General features: G+C 42.6%; 11 protein-coding genes. 10 read left to right on the top strand and 1 reads right to left on the bottom strand.

Annotated features, from left to right (window positions below):
- Window positions 1-88 precede the first annotated feature (88 nt).
- Window positions 89-2,809 carry a DUF5695 domain-containing protein gene (locus B3P23_RS09465; RefSeq protein WP_293925511.1) on the bottom strand — a complete coding sequence of 907 codons (2,721 nt, stop codon included), beginning with the start codon at window positions 2,807-2,809 and terminating at the stop codon, window positions 89-91.
- Between the two features lie 203 nt (window positions 2,810-3,012).
- Here B3P23_RS09465 and B3P23_RS09460 point away from each other — a divergent pair, with 203 nt between their 5' ends.
- The 10 genes from B3P23_RS09460 (at window position 3,013) to B3P23_RS09415 (ending at window position 21,155) form a co-directional block, all read left to right on the top strand.
- Window positions 3,013-3,876: an AraC family transcriptional regulator gene (locus tag B3P23_RS09460; protein ID WP_248755377.1), complete on the top strand. Its 864-nt coding sequence runs from the start codon at window positions 3,013-3,015 to the stop codon at window positions 3,874-3,876.
- Between the two features lie 112 nt (window positions 3,877-3,988).
- Complete coding sequence (locus tag B3P23_RS09455; RefSeq protein WP_293925510.1) at window positions 3,989-4,891, top strand: dihydrodipicolinate synthase family protein; 903 nt, start codon at window positions 3,989-3,991, stop codon at window positions 4,889-4,891.
- Window positions 4,892-4,984: 93 nt separating this feature from the next.
- Entirely contained in the window at window positions 4,985-6,469 is a 1,485-nt protein-coding gene (locus B3P23_RS09450) for an aldehyde dehydrogenase (NADP(+)) (RefSeq protein WP_293925509.1), read from the top strand.
- A 21-nt stretch (window positions 6,470-6,490) separates the two neighbouring features.
- Window positions 6,491-7,489 carry a 4-hydroxyproline epimerase gene (locus B3P23_RS09445; protein WP_293925508.1) on the top strand — a complete coding sequence of 333 codons (999 nt, stop codon included), beginning with the start codon at window positions 6,491-6,493 and terminating at the stop codon, window positions 7,487-7,489.
- A gap of 23 nt (window positions 7,490-7,512) precedes the next feature.
- Window positions 7,513-8,772: an NAD(P)/FAD-dependent oxidoreductase gene (locus B3P23_RS09440; RefSeq protein ID WP_293925507.1), complete on the top strand. Its 1,260-nt coding sequence runs from the start codon at window positions 7,513-7,515 to the stop codon at window positions 8,770-8,772.
- Between the two features lie 16 nt (window positions 8,773-8,788).
- Window positions 8,789-10,564 (top strand): DUF885 family protein, encoded by a 1,776-nt coding sequence (locus tag B3P23_RS09435; RefSeq protein WP_293925506.1) that lies wholly within the window; start codon window positions 8,789-8,791, stop codon window positions 10,562-10,564.
- A gap of 21 nt (window positions 10,565-10,585) precedes the next feature.
- Window positions 10,586-12,007 carry an APC family permease gene (locus B3P23_RS09430; RefSeq protein ID WP_293925505.1) on the top strand — a complete coding sequence of 474 codons (1,422 nt, stop codon included), beginning with the start codon at window positions 10,586-10,588 and terminating at the stop codon, window positions 12,005-12,007.
- 69 nt (window positions 12,008-12,076) lie between these two features.
- Entirely contained in the window at window positions 12,077-14,320 is a 2,244-nt protein-coding gene (locus B3P23_RS09425; protein ID WP_293925504.1) for a S9 family peptidase, read from the top strand.
- Between the two features lie 233 nt (window positions 14,321-14,553).
- The gene (locus B3P23_RS09420) at window positions 14,554-17,685 is read left to right on the top strand and encodes a beta-L-arabinofuranosidase domain-containing protein (RefSeq protein ID WP_293925503.1); all 3,132 of its coding nucleotides are present in this window, start codon (window positions 14,554-14,556) and stop codon (window positions 17,683-17,685) included.
- Window positions 17,686-17,756: 71 nt separating this feature from the next.
- The gene (locus B3P23_RS09415) at window positions 17,757-21,155 is read left to right on the top strand and encodes a family 43 glycosylhydrolase (protein WP_293925502.1); all 3,399 of its coding nucleotides are present in this window, start codon (window positions 17,757-17,759) and stop codon (window positions 21,153-21,155) included.
- Window positions 21,156-21,243: the final 88 nt, after the last annotated feature.

Below are 21,243 nucleotides of genomic sequence, written 5' to 3'. Positions count from 1 at the left end.
GGCGCGGTTTTTGAATAAAACCTGTGGCTAGCCTAAGCTAACCACAGGTTATGTATGTTGTTTAGAAAGAAAGATCGTTTGATCGAGGCTACTTTGTTTTCACTAGTGTCACGCTCGCAGTAGAAGCTGGTATGGTATAGCGATTGAATGGATCTTTTTGGAGTCCTTCAATCACATAGCCACTCTCGGGATTGATATTTAGCAAGATATTTGGCACCCTGTCCGATTGACTGGTATTAAAACTCAACACCACACTTTTATCTTTTTGGTTGTAACGCAGCTTTTCGATTTCTCCGGCATCCGTAGTCAGCCAGAGATGCTCTTTTGCTAGAAAAACACGGCCTCTGGAAGCGGTTGTGATCCTCACTTCGATATTGTTTTTATCTGCTTGAAGATGGCCGCTAAAAGCCAACCAGCCAAATTCTGGATGTTGCATTATATAGGTTCCCGAATTAACGGCGTAACCATAAAATCCGGTACCATAATCACCAGATATGCCATCGTTGGCTAATGTCGAAGGATAGGAGTGAAATGCTGCAGGACCAAAACCATCTGCTGTAACATTGGCCAGTGCACCCATCATACCGGCATGACCGACACGAAGAAGATAGAAATCATCGGGATGGTCACGGTATTCGGTCAGTACAGGGATGGCGTTGAGTGCCGATCCATAATGGTGGAGTTGACGTTCGATGCGGGATAGTTTTCCGCCATATACAAAATCCCAATAACGGCGGGCACTACCGTTGTACCCCCAGTGAGGTACGGTTGGCATATAAGCCAAAATTGCATTTAAGGTGACTTGAGTTTTATCGTCGAAACCAAAGTAGCGCGACCATAAATAGACCTCCTCCTGTCCGGTAGAATCCCAGGGCATTTCACTTCCAAAGGGATAATCTAGGCTTTTCCAGTGTTCTGCACGTTTGCGCATCGCGGCTTCCAGCTTATTAGCGGCATCGGTTAGTCCTTCCCGACGAAGATCATGGAGGATCAGCAAAAATATACTGCCTTCCATCTGTCCAAATTGAGCGTAATAAGGTGCTTTCTCGATCATAGCCATGCTGGTTTGAAAAGCCCGATCTAAATACACATCCCAGCTTTCCTCTTGTACAAGATTACGATAGTCGCGAGCCAGTCTGTACATCACCCAATGTGCTGCTGCCACATGGGGGTAGTTGTAGGAACGGCCGATGTTGTCCGCTTCTTTTTTTGGCCATGCTGACCATACTTTCCAATTGATGTCGGCATCGTAAGTGCCTGCTGGCAGCGAGTCTGGTTCGTAGTAAAATAAACTTTTGACGACACCATATTTTTGATCCCCTTCTTTATGCTGAATACGGCCATACATCGTTTCGTTGACAAATCGTTTAAGTTTGTTGATCTCTGTAGGATTAGGTTGGACGACCTGTTTCATAATTGCAGCTAGCCAGCTTGCCGCTCCTGCTTCATCACTGAGGCCGGCATACCAAGCCCGTTGTTCTTGGGTGACAAGCTTTTTGTCCTCATAATCGTAGGTGATAACAGATGGAGATCTGCCAAAGCGGTCTTGATCATTTTCGTACCACTGTGCGGTCGTTAAGAAATTTCCCAGATCATTCACCACATCTTTTTCGGATTTGATGACTTTATATTGAATGGTTTGCTCGGCACCATCCTGATAGGTGATGGTCAATCGTGCCCGTCCCCATTGTTGGCCTTTTACTTCATATTGATGCCATTTGTGTGGGGTATCTTGTTGTTTAGTAACGGTTAATGCGCCCTCTGGATAAACTGAGATATGGGCAATGGCTTGATCATGTTTGATAAAAAGTTTGACCGGATTATCTAAAGGAACAACATATCCAGGAGCACCAATAGCAACAGGTCTCTTGTTTTTCAGAAGCGTGTTTTCAATTTCTTTGATACTGGGCGATAGCACAAACTTAAGGGCAAATGTCTTGGATTCTTTTGGCTTCAAAACAGTAGAAGTCGGTGTGTTCCATTGTTCTACTCCTTTCCAGTCGGTTTCTGCAAGTGCCTTGCTGTGGATCATCCATTCGTGGAAACCTTCAAAAGTAATGCTTTTTGGTGTCGGATCACTGTTCAGCGGGTTATAGGCCTCAAATCCCGCATTTGTGTAAGGAAGTACTAATAAGCTTGGACCGTTTCCATGTAAATGGTTGACCTGCATATAGCCTGCATCTTGACCAATATAAGGATCGAAAAATACATTTTGAGCATGGGCTTGATTCAGATTTTTCCAATCCATATTGTTGTTGAAGGGAAGTGGGATGCCCAGAGATCCGATCTCAATAGCTTGATCAGTAGGATTGCTGATTTGAAATTTTAAGATGAGATCGCCATCCACATTCTCCCAGCTACGCACCACTTTTAAGGGGATATTTTCCAATGTTGGAGTGATATCTGCTGCGGCTAAAGTAGTTTTAGAAGCTGCGATTTCGATTACTTTTTTACGGTCTTTGGCTGATGAATAACTGGACCATTTGGTTTCTCCTTCATATTTCAGGCGGATGTTGATATCGCCGATATGAAAAAAATTGTTACGGTCCCGTTTCGCTAATAGCTCAACAGGTGTATAGTCGAAAGCGGCATCACCGTTCACTTGTTGAAAGGCGGATAACGTTTGGGAGGCGTTGAGAATCTTGATCTTCAATTGGTTCAGCGCAAAGCTTTTGGTCCCTTGTTCTATACCCAATGTCGCCGGCTGGCTTTTGGTCGCCTTCCATACAGGATGCTCATCCTGTTGGCTAAATGCGGGATGTATATAGAATAAGGTTAATAGGAGGTAACAACTTTTCTTTAAATTCATTTGGTAAGATTTAGAGATTATAATACTTCAACACATGATCAAGTGCAACGATTACAAATTTGACTTATTAAGTCCTTTTTTAATTACCACATTTTAACCGAATATACCATGTTATTGATATAAAGTGATAAATATTTGCTTTGTGAACCGCTAAATCCTAAATTTAATGTACTAATGACATTAATCGAAAAACCATTCTATTTATGAAACCAATTCAATACCGAGTTCCTGTTCCCAAGGATAGGACCGTTTTTATTCAGGAGGATTTTTTGGATAAGTTTTATCCCCATATGCATTGTCATGAGGAGTATCAATTAATCTGGATCAAGGAGGGCAATGGACAGTTGTTGGTTGATGATCATGTCCATGATTTTGAGCGCGGGGATATTTTCCTATTGGGATCAAACCAAGCTCATGTCTTTAAAAATGATTTTAGGGTTGGGTATGTGCAATCGGTTTCTGTTTTTTTTAATGTGAAGGGATCCTTGTCCGCGATTTTGAATATGCCTGAATTGAGTATGCTGTTGGATTTTATAGATAAAAATGGTCGCGGTTTTAAAGTTCCTACCATACACTTGGCACAGATCAGTAGAAGGATAGAGGCGCTTAAGAACTCCGATAGCTTAGGTCAGCTTGTCAGTTTTTTTTATTTATTGAAATCTTTGAATAGACTTTCCCTCAAACTTAAACCGCTTTCGGGTGTCACTTCTGTTGATTTTGGTACGGGAGGTTCTTTTCGGATTACGGCCTTATGTGATTTTCTTGAAAATAACTATAAGGAGAATATCGGCTTAAATGAAATCGCCGAAAGGGCAAATCTGACTCCGCAGGCTTTTTGTCGTTATTTCAAAAAAAGTACAGGGAAGACTTTTGTTTCCTATCTGAATGAATTGCGCGTAAGAGAAGCTTGTCGCCTATTGGGAGGGCAAGATTATGATTGTATTTCCATCGTGGCTTATCATTCTGGGTTTAATAGCATCACCAATTTTAATCGGGTTTTTAGAAGCATTGTAGGTATATCGCCTAAGATGTATGTGGCAAATTATAAAAATTTGCTCTATGAGTAGACGGTGCAGGTTAATATCCAATAAGTAATGATTAAAACGCGGTTAGTTTAGTTGTTTAATAGTTCCTTTCTTTGATAAAGAAAATTATAAATTAATTAAGTAAAGAATAACTATGGCTGAATTAAATTGGAAGGGCGTATATCCGGCAGTGCTGACCCCCTTCAAGGAGAATGGTGAGATTGACTTTGATATGTTTGCTAAAAATACGGAAGCTCAGATCGAAGCGGGGGTACATGGTATTATCATTGCAGGATCATTGGGTGATGCAGCGGTGTTGGATACAGATGAAAAATTTGAATTATTGACTTATGCCATTCAGGTGATTGCAGGCCGTGTGCCGGTGATCTTGAACATTGCTGAAAATACCACTAAAAATGCCATTAATTTTGCAGTTAAAGCAAAAGAATTAGGTGCAGATGGTTTAATGTTATTGCCGCCAATGCGCTATAAAGCAGATGACCGTGAGGTCGTTACTTATTTTAAAGCCGTAGCAGAGGCGACAGACTTGCCTATTTTGATTTATAACAATCCGGTGGATTATTCGATTTTTGTGTCGACAGCTATGTTTGATGAATTGAAAGATTGTCCAACGATTGTGGCGGTTAAGGAGTCCACGCGCGATCTGACAAATATAACACGAATGAAAAATAAATTTGGCGACAGATTTCATATCTTAGGTGGTGTAGATACCATCTCTTTGGAGGCGTTGGTTGTGGGTGCAGATGGTTGGGTTTTTGGATTAGTAGACGCTTTTCCAAAGGAGACAGTTGCGATGTATAACCATGCGTTAAATGGTGAATACGATAAAGCTTTGGATATCTATCGCTGGTTTATGCCTTTGTTAGAATTGGATATTCACCCTAAGCTCATTCAATATATTAAGCTGGCTGCAGCTGCCGAAGGAATATGTACGCCGCACCTACGTGCGCCGAGACTGCCATTGGTGGGTGAAGAAGCTGAAAAAATCAATCAGATTATTGCTGATGGTATTGCTAATCGTCCTCAGTTAAATTAAGATCTGCGGATCAAAAATAATTAAGGTACTGTAGGCGATTGGTGGATACTATTCGCCTACAGTTCGTTTTGTAAAGAAAAATTCCGATATATAATGAATCAATCACAAGTATTTTTAGATGAGCGTGTTCGCATAGCGGCAGAAGCATTTCAATTTTTGAAATCCACGACGATCGGTGAGCGTGCCGTATTTATGCATGCTGTTGCGGATAAAATTGAAAAGCTAGGACCGGAGCTGTTGGAGACTGCTCATGCAGAGACCGCACTGCCTTTGGCCCGCCTCACAGGAGAGAAGGCGCGCACAGTAGGACAATGGCGCAGTTATGCCAATGCCGTAGCACTAGGGATTTACACCGAAGCTCGCATTGATTTAGCAAATAGTGAAACAGGTAAAAATGATATTCGGAAATTTAATTTGGGTATAGGTCCAGTAGTTGTATTTGGAGCAAGTAACTTTCCATTTGCCTTTTCTACTGCCGGTGGAGATACCGCAAGTGCCATCGGTGCAGGTTGTCCAGTGATCGTGAAAGGCCATTCGGGACATACCCGTACGTCTACGATAATGGCCGAAGCCATCGCTGCTGTTGTCAAAGAATTCGGCTGGCCAGAGGGGGTGTTTAGCCATATTCTTGGAGCCAATATCGAAGGAACTGATACCAAAATAGGGGCCTATCTCACGGGTCATCCTCTTGTAAAAGCGGTCGGTTTTACAGGATCTTATTGGGGCGGGAAAGCTTTGTTTGATATCGCCAATCAACGCGAAGAACCGATTCCGGTATTTGCCGAAATGGGCAGTATCAATCCGGTGTTTGCCTTTACGGATATGCTGCAAGAGCGTGCTGAAGCATTGGCTAAGGAATACGCGAGTTCACTCACCATGGGTGTGGGACAGTTTTGTACCAATCCAGGTGTATTTATCGCGGTTAAAGGCGATGGCTTAGATCGCTTCAAAAATGCACTGGCGTTAGAAATTGGGGCAATCCCACCAAGTACAATGCTTAATTCGGGTATCTATACGCATTTTGAAAAAAATAAGACAACATTAAGTAACCAAGAAGCGGTCACGGTAATCGCCGAATCGGGGATAGAAGCTAGCCAGGGACAAGGTCGCGCAAGAATCATCAGTACCTCGGCAAGCAATTTTTTGAAAAATCAGGTATTGAGCGAGGAAGTGTTTGGTCCTTTTGCGGTATTGGTGGAAGCGGACAGTGCAGAAGAAGTACTGACTATTGCGCAGGAACTTAAAGGTCAATTGACCATTACCATTGCGGGTACTGCGCAAGATGTGCAGGAGCATCATGATGTTTTCAATGTCGTGAAAGATAAGGCGGGTCGACTTTTATTTAATGGAATGCCAACTGGAGTAGAGGTAGTTTATGCGATGCAGCATGGCGGTCCTTTTCCTTCCTGTACGGATCCTAGATTTACTTCTGTAGGACCAGATGCGGTGAAGCGTTTTGTACGACCTTTATCGTTTCAGAATTGGCCCAATGAATTTTTGCCTGTGGAGCTGAAAAATGAGAATACACTAGGCATTTCACGTATCGTAGATGGTAGTGCGACAAAAACAAGTATTTAGCACATTTTTGTATAGCAATTGATGAAGAAAACATTTTTTTGTATTGACTCCCACACCTGTGGTTGTCCAGTTAGGTTGGTAGCAGGAGGGGGACCGGTGCTGAATGGCCATTCGATGATGGAGCGCCGTCTGCATTTTATGGAAGAATATGACTGGATCCGTAAAGGATTGATGTTTGAACCCCGTGGTCATGATATGATGAGCGGGAGTATTCTTTATCCACCTACAGATCCCAATAATGATACCGGTGTCCTATATATTGAAACAAGCGGATGTCTTCCGATGTGTGGTCATGGTACCATTGGTACCGTGACGATTGCCATTGAAGAAGGATTGGTCATCCCCAAAATACCAGGAAAGTTGCGTCTGGAAACACCAGCCGGATTGATCCTGATCGATTATGTGCAAGAGGGTCCAAAAGTAAAAACGGTCAAGCTGACCAATGTGAAATCTTTTCTTTATAAAGAAGGACTTACGGTGATGTGCCCAGATTTGGGAGAGATTGTAGCAGATGTAGCCTATGGTGGAAATTTCTATGCCATCGTTGATCCACAGAAAAATTTTAGAGATATCAGCGATTTTTCGGCTAGTCAGCTTATCCACTACGGTAAGATTATTCGCCGATTACTCAATGAGCAAACGGAATTTGTTCATCCTGAAAATGAAAATATCTATGGTCTCAGCCATATTCAATGGACGGGAAAACCTACGCATGCTAATTCTACGGGACGTAATGCCGTGTTGGTAGGTGAGAATGCCTTGGATAGATCTCCTTGTGGTACCGGAACTTCTGCTCGTATGGCACAGTGGTATGCCAAAGGGAAGTTGAAAAAAGGCGAAGAGTTTGTGCATGAGAGTTATATCGGTTCGCAATTTGTCGGTCGTATTGAGGACGAAACAACCATAATCGGACAGCCTGCGATTATTCCTTCGGTAGAGGGATGGGCAAGAATTACGGGATATAGTCAGATCATTATTGACGATGACGACCCCTATAAAGAAGGATTTCAAGTTATGTAATTACTATTAAAACATCAAATAACGTGTCAACACATAATAAAGGAAAAGTTGCTATCATAGGAGCAGGTATTGCAGGATTGTCTACCGCTTATTACTTGCTACAAGATGGTTGGGAAGTTCAAATTTTAGAGAAAAGTGACGGGCAGGACAATTGCTCTTATGGCAATGCAGGAATGATCGTTCCTAGTCATTTTACTCCGCTGGCAGCTCCGGGTATCGTAGCGCAGGGGGTAAAATGGATGCTGAACAGTAAGAGCCCATTTTACGTCAGACCCTCCTTGAATTTCTCCTTGATAGACTGGGGACTGAAGTTCTTGAAACATGCCAACGAAAAACACGTCAACCGAAATGCAGCGGCTATACGCGATTTGAATCTTGCGAGTAGCCGGTACTATGATCAACTGGCTCAACAGGAGGGTTTTGATTTTGAGCTGAGGCAGAATGGGATTATGATGCTCTACAAATCCAATCACGTGGCGCATGAGGAAATAGAATTGGCAGAAAAGGCTCAAAACTTGGGATTGGATGTAGAGGTTTTTGATCAAGCGGGTATCCAGGCCTTAGAGCCTAATCTCCGAATGGACACAATAGGTGGAATATTGTATAAATGTGATGGTATCTTGTATCCACCCAAATTGATGAAAACATTAACAGACTATTTGCTTGCTCATGGTGCCCAGTTCAGCTTTCAAACGGAAGTAACAGGATTCAAGTTTTCCGGTAAAAAAGTATCCGAAATCGTGACTTCAAAAGGAGCGTTTCATGCGGATGAAGTAGTCGTAACTGGAGGAGCATCGCTACCCGCATTAGCTTCTAAATTGCAGTTGCAGTTGCCGTTAATGCCAGGGAAAGGGTATTCGTTTATGCACCATACCACAGACAATAGCCAGATGGTACATGCCGCGTTGTTACTGGAAGCACGTGTAGCGGTGACGCCTATGAACAATCAGATTCGCTTTAGTGGAACGATGGAATTAGGTCCTGCTAATGATAAAATATATACCAATCGGGTCAAAGGAATCGTCGAATCTATCCCGAAATATTTCCCTGACCTACAGGTTGACTATCCGCAAGATATCTGGTTTGGCTACCGACCATGTTCGCCAGATGGACTTCCTTATTTGGGCAGAACTTCAAAATACAGCAATGTTAGCATTGCGGGCGCAGGTGGTATGATGGGGTTAAGTCTAGGCCCTGCTTACGGAAAAGCGATCACGGCTCTATTGTCCAATCAGCCCACAGAAACGGATATCACAGGCTTTAATCCAGATCGATTCCAATAGACCATAATAAACCTAAATGATGAAGAAAAACAACAATAACCCGAACGTAAAGCAATTTATTGTCATTGGCGTACTTTGTATGGCTTCTTCGCTAACAGATGCCCAAGATATGGATTTGTACCAACATACGACACCCATTGAGCCTTATATCATTCAATATCGTCATGACCTGCAGGCTGTCAATTATTTCTACGGTCCAATGCCTAAAAACTGGGGCTTTCAGCAATCAGTAGCCTCACCCCAACAGATCAATCGACTGATATCGATAGATGACGATTATTTGGCGAAACTGAAAAACTTTGATTACAAACGGCTCAATACCAATGGTCAAGTTGATTATATTCTGTTGAACCAAAAAGTGCAGCGACATCAGGAAGAACTCAAAGAATCATTAGCATCTTATAACCACCTGAAGTCTTACTTGCCCTTTGCTGAAAATATTCTTCAATTTGAACAGAAGCGTCGTCGAGGAGCTGCTGTTGTAGGAAAGGATGTCGCCATCGTTTTAGAAAAAACAACCGGTCAGGTCGAGGAAGCGATGCAGAATCTTGAAAATGGATCAGCGATTGAATCTGCTGATGTCAATTTTTTGGTCAATATGGTCGAATCATTGCGAACCCGATTGGAAAGTTCATTTGACTTCTATCATGGATATGACCCGATGTTTACGTGGTGGGTGCCTAAATCTTACGAAAGGTTAAACGAAAAACTGATCCAGTACAAAGCTGCTCTGCAAGCGAAGAGCAACTGGAAAGTGTTTAATGATGGCAGCCATATTGGAGGCCAGCCTATTGGAAAAGCGGCACTCAATAAAAAGCTGCGGGAAGAAATGATTGCTTATGATGCGGATGAGCTTTTGCGGATCGCTGATCAGGAATGGGAATGGTGTGTGGCGGAATTATTAAAAGCTTCTCGTGAGATGGGATTTGGAGACGATTGGAAAGCTGCGCAGGAAAAGGTTAAAAATACCTATGTACCGGAAGGCCGACAGCCCGACTTAATCAATGAACTGTACGACAGAGCCCAAACGTTTATCAAGCAGCATGATCTCATCGCGATTCCTGAATTGGCGGATGAGACTTGGGGAATGATTATGATGACTCCTGAACGGCAATTGGTCAATCCTTTTTTTACGGGCGGACGTGAGATCAGTATTTCTTATCCCACCAATACGATGACTTATGACCAGAAGATGATGAGCATGCGGGGCAATAACCCACACTTTTCATTGGGTACGGTTCAGCACGAACTGAATCCAGGCCATCACCTACAGTATTTTATGAATAAAAGGTATAAGCCTTATCGTGAGCAGAATTTCAATACACCATTCTGGACCGAAGGCTGGACCTTATATTGGGAATTACTGCTCTATAGAATGGGTTTTGCAAAGACACCGGAAGAACGTATCGGGATGTTATTTTGGAGAATGCATCGCTGTGCGCGGATCACCTTTAGTATTAAATTTCATCTGGGCGAATGGACACCGCAGCAATGTATAGATTACTTAGTCAACAAGGTCGGTCATGAGCCTGCAAATGCACATGGCGAAGTGAAGCGATCGTTTGAAGGTTCTTATGATCCTTTATATCAGTTGGCTTATTTGATCGGTGGTTTACAGTTGCTGAGTATCAGCGATGAATTGGTAGGATCGGGGAAAATGTCCTATACCGAATTTCATGACCGTGTCATCAAGGAGAATTACTTGCCCATGGAGATGCTCAGGGCAATATTGACCAACCAGAAGCTTGAAGCTAACCATCAAGCGAAATGGAAATTTTATAATTTTAAATAACCACAATCCAACCCTCAATCTATGAGTAGTCAAGAAAATAGTCAAGATTTCAAAAAGTCATTGGGTTTATTGGACGCCACGATGCTGGTTGCCGGAAGTATGATTGGTTCGGGGATCTTTATTGTATCGTCAGATATTGCCCGAAATACAGGTTCTGCTGGTTGGCTGATGGTCGTATGGTTGATCTGCGGATTTATGACTTTAGCGGCAGCTTTGAGTTATGGCGAGCTCAGTGCCATGTTCCCCAAAGCTGGTGGTCAGTATGTTTATTTGAAAGAGGCCTATGGACCTGTGGTCAGTTTTACATTTGGATGGACTTTTTTTGCGGTTATCCAGACGGCCACGATTGCAGCTGTGGGGGTTGCTTTCTCTAAGTTTACGGCTTATCTGTTTCCGGTGCTGGATGAAGATGTTTATCTGCTGGTGATCGGAGATTATCATATATCATCTGCTCAAGTATTGGCTATCGTTGTTATTTTACTGCTCACCTTGATCAATACCGGAGGGGTGAAAAATGGTAAAACGGTACAGACAGTGCTGACGCTGATCAAGATCTTAAGTTTGGTCTTATTGGTCATTTTTGGTTTTGCGGCTTTTGATCTGGAGGTGTGGAATCAAAACTGGTCTTCGGAGCATATGTGGAACCTGCATCGGTTAAATGTGGATGGATCGACAGCAGATTATGCTACATTTGGTGCGTTTGGTGCCATGTCTGCAGCACTAGTAGGGGCATTGTTCAGTAGTGATTCGTGGCACTCCTCTTCTGCTGTAGCGGGAGAAATCAAGAATCCGCAACGCAACATTGGTTTAAGTTTAGCTTTAGGAACCTTGATTGTGACGGTGATCTATATTTTAACCAATTTGATGTATACCGGTGTATTGACGATTGAGCAAATGGCCAGTGCTCCTAAAGATCGCGTGGCGATGCTTGTGGCACAGGAAATCTTTGGCCCCGTTGGAATCGCCATCTTGGCGATCATGATTATGGTCAGCACTTTTGGATGCAACAATGGATTGATTCTGGCTGGTGCAAGGATCTATTATTCGATGGCTAAGGATGGCTTGTTTTTTAAGAAAACGGGAACCTTAAATAAGAATGCCGTACCGGCATATGCCTTGTGGTTGCAGGCGGTGATTGCCTCGATATGGTGTTTGACAGGTAAGTACGGGGATTTGTTGGATATGATTACCTGTGTAGTTGTCATCTTTTATGTGTTGTGCATCATCGGCATATTTTGGTTAAGATATAAACGTCCCGAAGTACCAAGACCTTATAAAGCATTTGGCTACCCATTTATACCGGCGATCTATATCGTGATGGGCTTATCGTTTATTATTTTGTTGGTCATCTATAAACCACAATTTACTTGGCCGGGCATCATCATTACCCTTTTGGGTATTCCGTTATACTATGTTGTGAAACAAAAGGAAGCGAAGACTTAATCTTACTTATTTTCATCATGCCTGATTATGGATAAAGGCATGATCTATACGATATAAAAAATAATACCTATGAAGTTAACATTTACCGCTGCTTTAGTGCTGCTCTTGCAGCTTACGACAATGGCGCAGGGGACATTGGACGATTATAAACGAGCCAAAGACATCAGAAGTTCATTTGCTAAGGTGTACCAAGTACCGCAGCAGATTATCTGGTCTGAAAAAGGAGATAGTTTTTCCTACCGGGTCACGCAGAAAGATGGCAAGAGGAGCTTATATCTGGTCGATGCGCTGAACAAGAAAAAAATAGATACCGATGTTGCCGCGATTGAAAAGCAGCTGTCATCTCAGTTGGGCAAAGAAGTGAAATTAGGCGTTTTGTGGGGGAGAGATCTGAAAGTGCTGACGGCAAACGAGGTGGAGTTTACCGAAGAGAAAGTGGTCTGGAAGTGGAATGCGCAGGAAAATAAACTGAGCAAGTTGCGGGATGTTCCTACAGCAGGTGCTGATCGGAGATCGGATGGCTATTGGGGAGCACGATGGGATGATAGTAAGGGTGAGCCTGTGGATTCTCCCGATAAGGTCTATACCGCATATATTAAAAATAGTAATATTTACATCAGCAAAAAAGGCGATTCGAAAAGCGAGAAACAAATGACCTTTGATGGTAGCCCCGGAGCGTATTACAGTGCTCGTATCCAATGGTCCGATGATTCAAAAAAATTGGCCGCTTCCAAAGTACGAAAGGCAGAAATTAGGCAATTGACTTTATTGGAATCTTCTCCTGTCGATCAATTGCAACCTAAACTACAAACCAGAGACTATAATAAACCTGGAGATGCTTTATCACAATATTATCCTACTATTGTTCATCTAGCGGATGGTCGTGTGATATCGGTAGATCCAGCTCAGGTGGACAATCAATTTTCATTATCTGCGATCGCATGGAAGCAGGATAATAGTGGAATCACATTTGAATATAATCAACGTGGTCATCAACGTTATGATGTGATGGAGTTGAGTGCTGTAGACGGAAAAACCAAAGCAATTATTTCTGAGCGCAGCGCTACATTCATTGATTATAGCGGAAAAAAATACCGGAATGATCTCAAAAAAACAGCCGACATCATTTGGGCCTCGGAACGTGATGGATGGAACCATCTGTATCTGTTCGATGCCAGAACTGGAGCATTGAAACATCAGATTACCAAAGGAAACTGGGTGGTGCGTAAAGTCGTTAACGTCGATGAGGATAGCAAAAAAATTATTTTTGAGGCCAGTGGTATGGATAAGGCATCGGATCCCTACTTAATCCGTTATTATTCGATTGGCTTTGACGGTAAGGGAATGAAAGAACTCACCCCCGAACCGGCTAATCACCAAGCAACATTTAATAACGATCAAACCTTATTTGTGGATCTCTATTCTCGTGTTGATCAAGCGCCAAAGACAGTCTTACGACGCTCTGTAGATGGGCAGATCGTCATGGATTTGGAACAAGCTGATATTTCAGATCTGGAAGCCACGGGATGGCGCAAACCGGAAGTATTTAAATCCCTTGCTAGAGATGGTAAAACCGATATTTGGGGGATTATTGTTCGTCCTAGAAATTTTGATCCCAACAAAAAATATCCAGTGATCGAATATATCTATGCTGGTCCGCATAGCTCTTTTGTACCCAAGTCATTTTCCGCTAATCCTTCAGGACTTACTGAACTTGCGGAATTGGGATTTATTGTGGTGCAGATCGACGGAATGGGAACATCCAATCGTTCGAAAGCATTTCAAGATGTCGCTTGGAAAAATCTAAAAGATGCGGGCTTTCCTGATCGCATTGCCTGGATGAAAGCTGCCGCGCTTCAATATCCTTATATGGATATCGAAAAAGTTGGTATTTATGGTACTTCTGCCGGAGGACAATCTTCTGCTGGGGCACTGTTATTTCATCCTGAGTTTTACAAAGTGGGTGTTTCCTCTTGTGGTTGCCATGATAATCGTATGGACAAAATATGGTGGAATGAACAATGGATGGGCTGGCCCATCGGACCTGAATATGCGGCATGTTCCAATATCGAAAATGCGTATAAATTAGAAGGAAAGTTGCTATTGATCGTTGGCGAGTTGGATGATAATGTGGATCCGGCATCGACTTATCAGTTCGTCAATCAGCTGATTAAGCATGGTAAAGATCACGACTTCATTATGGTTCCAGGTATGGGACATGCTTCTGGTGGTGATTTTGGTGAAAAGAAACGTCGCGATTATTTTGTCAAACACTTGCTTGAGGTAGAACCTCCAGCTTGGAACGCATATTAACAAAGGTCTAGGATAATCAGGGATTTAAACTGATGTAAAAACTTCGTTTAGCCGTGCAACGTGCCAGGATGAGCACTTTAATCAGGGTAAGCAGATCTACACAGTCATTTCTTTAGGAATGAATAAAAATTGAGCTTAGTAGCTCATGAAGTCGAGCTGAGGGCTAGTATGGCCTTTAAAGAATAAACCGAGCTTGCGAGCTCACAAAGTAATGATATACCAATGAAACCATCATGAGCATCCACGTACAAAAGGCGATGAATATTGCTCATGATCGCTTCATTACAGATAAAAAACAATTTATATCAATGAAAAGTTATACAGTTTTTTTACGATTTATTCTCGTCGCCACAATCCTAACCAAAGGGTTAAGCCCGGTACAGGCGCAAAGTGGTGATCAGATTTTGGATGGAATCGGTGAAACGGGCATGATCGCACGCTATGTATTTAATGGGGATCTGAAAGATTGGTCCCGCAACAATCTGCATGCAACCGCTGGCCGGAATGCGACATTTATCACCGATAAGCGGTTTGGAAAAGTATTGTCGTTGTCTGGCGAAAGCAATGATTTTATCCAGATTCCTACTGATGCTTTGACCGATATGGAGTCGCTGAGTATTTCGGGATGGGTTTATCTGCGTTCGGAAAAAAAGGGTCAAGTATTTTTTGACTTCGGAAAGGATGCACGCAAACATTTCTTCGCTGCTCCTGTAGGAACAAAAAGTCAGGTTGGTTTTCAGAGTTTAATTACTTCAGGAAAAAACAACCAAAAAGGGGCAGTTTCTTCATCGATAACCTTGAATAAATGGGTGTACCTCACTATAGTGGTGGATATCCCTTCCAAAACGATGTTGACTTATGTCGATGCTGTGCCCGTTGGTGAATCCAAACAGATACCACGTGAATTGACGGAGGTTTTTGGATCTGCAGGAGAGAAGAATCAGTTGTATATCGGAAAATCACTTTTTGCAGAATCTCCCACGTTGGATGGGATGTTGCATGATTTTCGGATCTATCGCGTCCCATTGAGTAAAAATCAGCTTACGGGAATTTATACCAATTCACAGCGAGGTAGGAGCAGCGTTGCTGTAAATGTAACTAAGGTGGAGGATAACCTGCCCGAGTTCCCTTTAACGCAAGCACAACTGTACAATGCTTACTTAATTGCTGTTCCAGATGTACAGGTGGAAACGGCATTAGGCGATTTGCCGCGGTTACCGAGTTATGTACAAGGAACGTATAAAGAGGATATGGTAGGACCTCAAGTACGTGTCATTTGGCCTTCGCCAAATGATAATAGTACGGTTTTGGAAGCTGGTCGTTATACCATTACAGGGCGGGTCCCAGGTACAGATTTGCAACCTAAAGCGATCGTGACTGTCAAAACAGGTACTGCAGCAGCGCCAAGCTTAAAATTGGCGAAATTTGATTTAAATCAGGTTTCATTGCAGGCCGATGCGCAGAACCAAGAAACAAAATTCATTGAAAATCGCGATAAATTTATCAGCACATTAGCGGTTACTGATCCCAACTCTTTTCTTTACATGTTTCGTGATGCTTTTGGGCAGCCACAGCCTCAAGGCGCTAAACCTTTGGGCGTATGGGATAGTCAGGATACCAAACTCAGAGGACATGCCACAGGTCATTACCTAACTGCTATTGCTCAGGCGTATGCCAGTACAGGATACGATAAAACCTTGCAAGCGAATTTTGCCGAGAAAATGAACTATATGGTCAATACCTTATATGAAATGGCACAATTGTCGGGTAAACCGCAACAAGCTGGAGGTACCGCAGTCGCTGATGCGACAGCGGTTCCTTATGGTCCTGGAAAATCAACCTACGACTCGGATCTGAGTCAGGAAGGTATCCGTACCGACTATTGGAATTGGGGAGTTGGGTATATCAGTGCCTATCCACCGGATCAATTTATCATGTTGGAAAAAGGAGCCAAGTACGGTGGGCAGAAAAATCAAGTTTGGGCTCCCTATTATACCTTGCATAAAATTTCGGCCGGTTTGATCGATATTTATGAAGTAAGTGGCAATGAAAAGGCACTTCAAGTGGCGACCGGTATGGCAGATTGGGTACATGCACGTCTCAGTAAATTGCCTAAGGAAACGCTGATACAAGTGTGGAGTACTTATATTGCTGGCGAATTTGGAGGAATGAATGAGACTATGGCTCACCTCTACCGCATCACGAATAAAGAACACTATTTGAAGACTGCACAACTGTTTGACAACATCGATATGTTCTTTGGAAATGCGCAACATGCACATGGATTGGCGAAAAATGTCGATACGTTCCGAGGATTACATGCCAATCAACATATCCCTCAAATTGTAGGTAGCATCGAGATGTATCAAGCTTCCAATCTGCCTGAATACTATCGGGTAGCCGATAACTTTTGGTATAAGGCTGTCAACGATTATATGTACAGTATAGGAGGAGTCGCAGGGGCTCGAAATCCGGCTAATGCAGAAGTGTTCACAGCAGAACCTTCGACCTTATATGAAAATGGTTTTTCTGAAGGAGGACAGAATGAAACTTGCGGCACATACAATATGCTGAAATTAACCAGTAACCTGTTTCTTTTTGATCAACGTGCAGCTTATATGGATTATTACGAACGCGGATTGTACAATCATATTTTGGCTTCTGTTGCTGAAAACTCAGCGGCTAATACCTATCATGTATCGCTAAGACCTGGCGTACAAAAGCAATTCAGCAACGCTAATATGACCGGTTTTACCTGCTGCAATGGTACCGCGATCGAGAGTAGTACCAAATTGCAGAATAGTATTTATTTTAAAAGCAAAGATGATCAGGCTTTATATGTCAATCTATTTATTCCTTCAACTTTGGAATGGACGGAACGCCAGTTGACGGTAGAGCAGAAGACAAGCTTTCCAAAGCAAGACGAGACGGAGCTGACCATAAAAGGGAATGGAACATTTGATCTACATGTGCGTGTGCCCAGCTGGGCAACCAACGGATTTTTTGTGACCATCAATGGTCAAGATCAGCAAGTGCAGGCTCAACCAGGTACTTATTTGAAATTGAGCCGTAATTGGAAAAATGGGGATCGTATCACCTTAAAAATGCCTTTCCAATTTCATTTAGATCCAGTGATGGATCAACAGAATGTTGCCAGTTTATTCTATGGCCCCATCTTATTAGCTGCTCAAGAACCCGAAGCGAGAAAAGATTGGCGTAAAGTAACTTTAGATGCGAAAGATATCAGCAAATCCATTTCAGGTGATCCACAACGTTTGGAGTTTAAAATCGATGGGGTAGATTTTAAACCATTTTATGAGACCTACGGAAGACACTCGGTTTATCTGGATGTTACATTGAAATAATTGCAATTTATACTGAAAACTTGGAGGGGTACTTTGTTTGTCGAGGTACCCCTCTTTGATACATACTGATCATGAAAAAATTATTCTTTTTAGTACTCTTTGCTTGCTCAATAGGTTCAGTACCTGCTCAATCGTTGAAAAAGCATGAAATGCCAAATACCTTAAATCCATTATTGCCCGGATATTTTGCAGACCCAACGATAAAAAAAATAGGAGATACCTATTATATCTATGCCACGACAGATGGTAACGGTTGGGGAGCAGGACCATCGCAGGTATGGACTTCCACAGATTTTAAGAATTGGACCATACAACCCATGAACTGGCCCAATACCCATTGGTATTGGGCTCCCGATATGACTAAAGGATACGACGGAAGATATTATTTATATTATAGTCAACCGGTCGAAATATTTGGTGCGGTATCGGAGACACCGATAGGGCCTTGGCAGTCCCTGGCTGATGATCATCAATCGATTATACCCAATTATATGATTCCGGGTGTGATTACCTTGGATGGTCAAACGTTCACCGATCATGACGGACTCATGTATATGTATTGGGGCACTTGGGGGATTTATCCAGACCACGGGTGTGCCGTGGGGTTAATGAATCCGGATATGAAGAGTTTTAAAAAGATCGAATTGATTTCCAATACCGTGGCAAAGGATTTTTTTGAAGCTCCGTATATGTTTGAACGCAATGGTATGTATTACCTCATGTATTCTTCTGGTCATTGTGAAGATCATACTTATCGTGTCCAATATGTCAAGAGTACAGTTGGCCCGATGGGACCCTTTGAATATCCTGCTGATAACCCCATCTTGGTAACCAATGAAGATGGTACGATCCATGGCCCGGGGCATCATAGTGTGTTGGAGGAGGATGGCCGGTATTACATCGTTTACCACAGGCACAATAATCCGCATTCGGGTGGTGGTTTTCATCGTCAGGTTGCAGTAGATGAATTATTTTTTACTGCTGACGGAAATATTCAAAAAGTAGTTTCCACACATCAAGGGATTGCTGATCTCATCAAACCGAAACCTTATCCCGAAGATCTAGCGTTCGGAAAACCTGTGCAGGTGTCTTCTTCTTATCATGCTGATTTTAGAGCGTCTTTTTTGGTGGATGACAATAACGGAACTTTATGGCGAGCAAAAGAAAACCATCAGCCAGCATGGTTAACGATCGATCTGGAAAAGATAACAGATGTACAAACTGTTGCCATCCAATTTGAATATCCCACTTATGCGTATCAATATCGGATCGAAACATCAACAGATGCTAAAACCTGGACGATATATGATGACCAGTCCAGCAATAATCGTTGGGCAAGTCCGGTCTTGGCCCACGGAAAGGTGAAGGCACGCTATGTACGCTTGTATCTCTTGCAGACACAATTGCCGGGGCTACCTCGTGGAATATGGAATATCAAGGTCTATGGTAAGTCGCTGGACCAGCAAACGGTCTGGTCAGCTCCGCAAATTATGCCTCCTGAAGAAACCATTTTTGGTCCTTTGATCCACATGGATGCGGAGGACTATCAGGAAGGGGAGCGTATCACAACGATTCAGAACAAAGGTTTACTGCAAGGAACCCTAGATAGTGAAAAGCCTATTTATGTGAAAAACTATCAAGGGAAAAAAGCATTTTTCTTGAATGGTTCAGTTTCCTTTCGTTCGACATTTAAAGTGCCCCAATCACTCGCTGGCAACAGCCCCTATACAGTCTCCATGTGGATCAATAATCCACGAATCGATCGCTTTGAAAGTGTGGTTGCTTGGTCTAAAGGTAATCAGGATATCAGCAAAGCGATCGTTGGCTACGGCAAAGATGCGCAGCGAGGAGCTGTTACACATGGTGCCTGGCCAGATATGGGTTTTAAGACGCTACCGCAGGAGGATCAATGGCATCATATAATAATCTCATTTGACGGTTATATGGAACGTATATATGTTGACGGAAAGCTGCAACGTGAAGAAAATCGCATGTTATTTGTTCATCCTACCGATTATTTTGTGGTAGGTGCTTCTGATTTATTGGATCAGCATTTTTCAGGTTATATCGCAGATATTAAGATGGCCAATGTCGACTTATCTGCTGATATAATAAATGAAGAAAAGACTTTCTCCAGTCCAAAAAAATTATTTTTTGCTATACAGACCGATAATCTTGCTACAGGAAAAATCAGAAAAGTGCGCAATCATGGTGCGATCATGGCTCATGAGGTTGCGGTTGATCGCGGAGAGGTTGTCATACAGGGTAACCGTACTGCACTAAAAATGGATACATGGAAAGATCCCATTTTGACCAGCATACTTACTCAGCCGTCCTACACCTTAGCTTTTGATTGGTTTGATGGCCACCGTTGGAATCATGGTTTGGCACTGTATGATCAGGGCAAGACGGTGTTTTATAAGAACAGTAAGCAAGATCAGGTACTAAATATCAATAAATTACTTCGGATAAAGGATGGTGAAGTTGTTTTTCAGCACGCTTTTCATTTTTTTCGTGCATATCCTAAAAAATTTAATATAGACCAGATAGAGGAAAATTATCAGATCTGGAAAGCAAAAAGTGCAGCTGATTTGAACAGGTATGCGCCTAATATCGCGGTGAAGCCGTATTGGATTAACGATGACGATTTCTTTGTCCAGATCCGTGCAGATCAAGCAGACCTGATGTATCTATTTTCGACAGATCAATATGATTCGGGTTGGATTCAAGAGCCTTACTATTTATTTAATCGTGCGCATCTGGGTAAGACCATTTCGGTTTTTGCGAAAGATGAGTTTGGAAATGTGAGTGAAGCACAGCTGATCGCTGTGCCGAAGCAGAAATCATCTTTACGGGTAAAGGATTTCGATCAAAACTTTACGTTAGAAGAAGAAGAAATTCCGGATTGGGACAGTTATCAAGTCGGTGTATATCCCGATAGTACAAAGGTGGGGATTAAGGGTGTAGATGGGCAATGGACCTTGAGCTCTAAGCATACAAAATGGGGTGATGCATCCTTGTTACCACCTTTTATATATAAAGAATTGGAAGGGGATTTCACCTTAGAAGTTCAGGTAAAAGATGTCGCGGGATTAACTTCTAAAACCCGCACCTCGAGTGAAGCTGGTATTATGATACAGGCTATAGGAAACCCAAATGCTTACATGAATAATACCGTGTTAACGGGTTGGAATTTGGGTAATCTTGCCAGAAGTATAGGCGATCAGATCCATCAGGAAGGAAATAATGGAACGGGATTGCAGTATTCACCTTATATCCAGGTACAAAAAGTGGGTAGTTATTTCTTCTTGCGCAGTTCTCAGGATGGAATCACATGGATCGATCTTCCGAATACACCCTTTCGGCGTGAAGATCTGAAAGGACAGAAGTTGCGTGTGGGGCTGTATCAGATTGCGACCAATAATCAGGAAGGTTATGGTGTATTTGAGCAGTTCAAGATATGGCAATAATCCGGTGATATCAACGGAAAATATAAGCCGTGATCGTCTAATCTTCGGGAGACGATCACGGTTTTATCTTTAATAAGGGGCTATGATT

The organism is Sphingobacterium sp. UBA6320 (assembly GCF_002440335.1).
Taxonomy (GTDB): domain Bacteria; phylum Bacteroidota; class Bacteroidia; order Sphingobacteriales; family Sphingobacteriaceae; genus Sphingobacterium.
The sequence above is the reverse complement of the archived record's forward strand: the minus strand, read 5'-3'. Positions and strand labels throughout refer to the sequence as shown.

Excerpts from the sequence above, each read along its gene's own strand:
- B3P23_RS09430 (WP_293925505.1), top strand. The coding sequence starts at position 10,586 with ATGAGTAGTCAAGAAAATAGTCAAGATTTCAAAAAGTCATTGGGTTTA.
- B3P23_RS09460 (WP_248755377.1), top strand. The coding sequence starts at position 3,013 with ATGAAACCAATTCAATACCGAGTTCCTGTTCCCAAGGATAGGACCGTT.
- B3P23_RS09465 (WP_293925511.1), bottom strand. The coding sequence starts at position 2,809 with ATGAATTTAAAGAAAAGTTGTTACCTCCTATTAACCTTATTCTATATA.
- B3P23_RS09420 (WP_293925503.1), top strand. The coding sequence starts at position 14,554 with ATGAGCATCCACGTACAAAAGGCGATGAATATTGCTCATGATCGCTTC.
- B3P23_RS09455 (WP_293925510.1), top strand. The coding sequence starts at position 3,989 with ATGGCTGAATTAAATTGGAAGGGCGTATATCCGGCAGTGCTGACCCCC.
- B3P23_RS09425 (WP_293925504.1), top strand. The coding sequence starts at position 12,077 with ATGAAGTTAACATTTACCGCTGCTTTAGTGCTGCTCTTGCAGCTTACG.
- B3P23_RS09445 (WP_293925508.1), top strand. The coding sequence starts at position 6,491 with ATGAAGAAAACATTTTTTTGTATTGACTCCCACACCTGTGGTTGTCCA.
- B3P23_RS09415 (WP_293925502.1), top strand. The coding sequence starts at position 17,757 with ATGAAAAAATTATTCTTTTTAGTACTCTTTGCTTGCTCAATAGGTTCA.
- B3P23_RS09435 (WP_293925506.1), top strand. The coding sequence starts at position 8,789 with ATGATGAAGAAAAACAACAATAACCCGAACGTAAAGCAATTTATTGTC.
- B3P23_RS09450 (WP_293925509.1), top strand. The coding sequence starts at position 4,985 with ATGAATCAATCACAAGTATTTTTAGATGAGCGTGTTCGCATAGCGGCA.